The sequence below is a fragment of the Faecousia intestinalis genome (assembly GCF_040096185.1).
Classification (GTDB): Bacteria; Bacillota; Clostridia; order Oscillospirales; family Oscillospiraceae; genus JAZOXB01.
Genome location: NZ_JBBMFF010000154.1, coordinates 1 through 1,970 on the forward strand (window position 1 = coordinate 1; position 1,970 = coordinate 1,970).

Consider the following 1,970-nt stretch of genomic DNA (forward strand, 5'->3'; position numbering starts at 1 on the left):
CTTATAGAACCCCTCCGGGATGTGCTGGTAGCTTTCGGCGTAAGAAACAGCGGCGGTGATGTAGCTTTTCAGCAAGGCATCATCCGCCGTATGTTCCAGTATGAGGTTGGCTTTCACTTTGGAGAGAAGCTCGTCCATCACCACCGCCTCCTTTCATTAGGTGCCGGAAGAGGCAGTGCCCTTCTGCTGCAGCACCTTGATAGCTTCGGGCAGAATGAGCTTGCCGTCCAGGCGCTTGGATGCGATGAAACCGATCTGACCGGTCTCCGCAAAGCGCTCGTTCAGACGCTTGAAGGTAATACCCAGGCGGTCGCCGATCCAGTAGTAGTTGAAGTCGCCGAAAGCAACGGTCTTCTGACCGGCCGCCAGCTCCGGCGCATAGGGAGAGGTGTAGATACGCTTGCCAAGCAGCGTATCGTAACCGCCCTCATGCAGAGCAGGCTGCCACAGATACTGACCGTTGGAGTCCTTCAGCTTGCGGATGTTCTTCATGGTGGAGTCGTTCAGAAGCCACACGGCGTTCTTGCGATAGGCGCTGTTCAGAGAGTAGAACAGGTCGATCAGCTCGTCGGCAGTAATGGCAGTTGCGGAAGCCGCCGTGACGCCAAGCTGACCGCCGCCCGTGGCATTGAAAATACCCGTGGGCTTGCCGCTGCTGTCGCCGGTGAGGAACGCCTCTTCCTCCTTGTTGCCGATGCGACGGGCAAACTCCGTACGGAAGTAGGCTTCCAGGTCAAAGGCAGAGTCGTTCAGAAGCTCCTCGGACACCTTGATCATGGTAGCGACCTTGTGTGCGCCGATGAGCTGCTGACCGAAAGCATCGTCGCCTTCGGGAATGGTGCCTTCCTCATCGACCCATGCGGCAGTGCCCTTGGTGGCGACGATGGGGATCTTGTGGCTGCCGGACGCAGTGGTAATGACATGAGCCAGGCTCCTGACCACATTCTCGGCTTCGAGGGACTGCACCAGCGTCTGCTCGAATTCATCGGGGACGAGGTAGCCGCCCTCACTGTCCACACCTTCCTGCAGAGCGTTGCGGATCTCTGCGGTCAGCATACCACCCTTGGTACGGGCCTGCGCCCAGAACGCCTTCTTATAGGTATCGGAGGCACGACCGGTCTTGGTGTCCACCTTTGCCGTATCGGGCTTCTGCGTGATGGGGGTATTGACCGGAGTGTTCAGCTCACGCTCGAAAGCGTCCAGACGCTCCTGGCGCTCGATCTCGCGGCCGAGGTCGACGATCTCCTGTTCCATCTTCTCATAGGTGGCGGTGTCTTCGACGGAGAGGACGCCTTTATCGCTTCTGTGGGAGTCGAGAAATGCCTTCGTCTGCTCCCAGGTCTTTGCACGCTGTGCGCGCAGTTCGTTGATCTTACTCATTGTTTGTATCCTCCTTAAGGTTTGATAAGTGCGAGTCTCTTTTCGAGCTCGGAGATGGGTGTGCCTGCACTTTTCGCAGGTTTGGACGGGGTGTGGTGGCTCTTGACCTTGGACATGAGCGAGTTGGTGACGGCTCTGCGGCTGAACACGAAGCTGTCCTTCGCAGCGCTGCATTCGCCGTCTGCTTTGAACAGCAAATCGTCGGCAAAGCCAAGCTCCACAGCCTTGTTGGCATTCATCCAGGTCTCGGCATCCATGAGGTGGCTGAGCTTGGCACGGGACAGGCCGGTCTTGATCTCGTAGGCATTGATGATGCTTTCCTTGACTTCGGAGAGCATATCGATTGCCTTCTGCATCTCCTCGCTGTCACCGATAGCGACCGTCAAGGGATTGTGGATCATCATGAGTGCCGTGGGCGACATGAGCACCTTCGTACCTGCCATCGCAATGACGGATGCGGCAGAGGCAGCAATGCCGTCGATCTTGACTGTGACGTCGCCGTGGTAGTCCATCAGCATATTGTAGATTTGGGCGGCTGCCACGCAGTCACCACCGGGCGAGTTGATCCAGACGGTGATATTCCCGGAGCC

At 57.7% G+C, this 1,970-nt stretch carries 3 protein-coding genes; all 3 read right to left on the reverse strand.

Annotated features, from left to right (window positions below; genetic code table 11):
- On the reverse strand, window positions 1–138 hold a 138-nt coding region (locus WMO66_RS03930; RefSeq protein WP_349135082.1), incomplete at its 3' end, for a head-tail connector protein.
- Between the two features lie 18 nt (window positions 139–156).
- A complete protein-coding gene (locus WMO66_RS03935) occupies window positions 157–1,380 on the reverse strand; it encodes a phage major capsid protein (RefSeq protein ID WP_349135080.1) in 1,224 nt (407 codons plus the stop codon).
- A gap of 14 nt (window positions 1,381–1,394) precedes the next feature.
- Window positions 1,395–1,970, reverse strand: a 576-nt coding sequence (locus tag WMO66_RS03940; RefSeq protein WP_349135081.1) for a head maturation protease, ClpP-related, incomplete at its 5' end; no start/stop codon positions are given.

Excerpts from the sequence above, each read along its gene's own strand:
- WMO66_RS03935 (WP_349135080.1), bottom strand. The coding sequence starts at position 1,380 with ATGAGTAAGATCAACGAACTGCGCGCACAGCGTGCAAAGACCTGGGAG.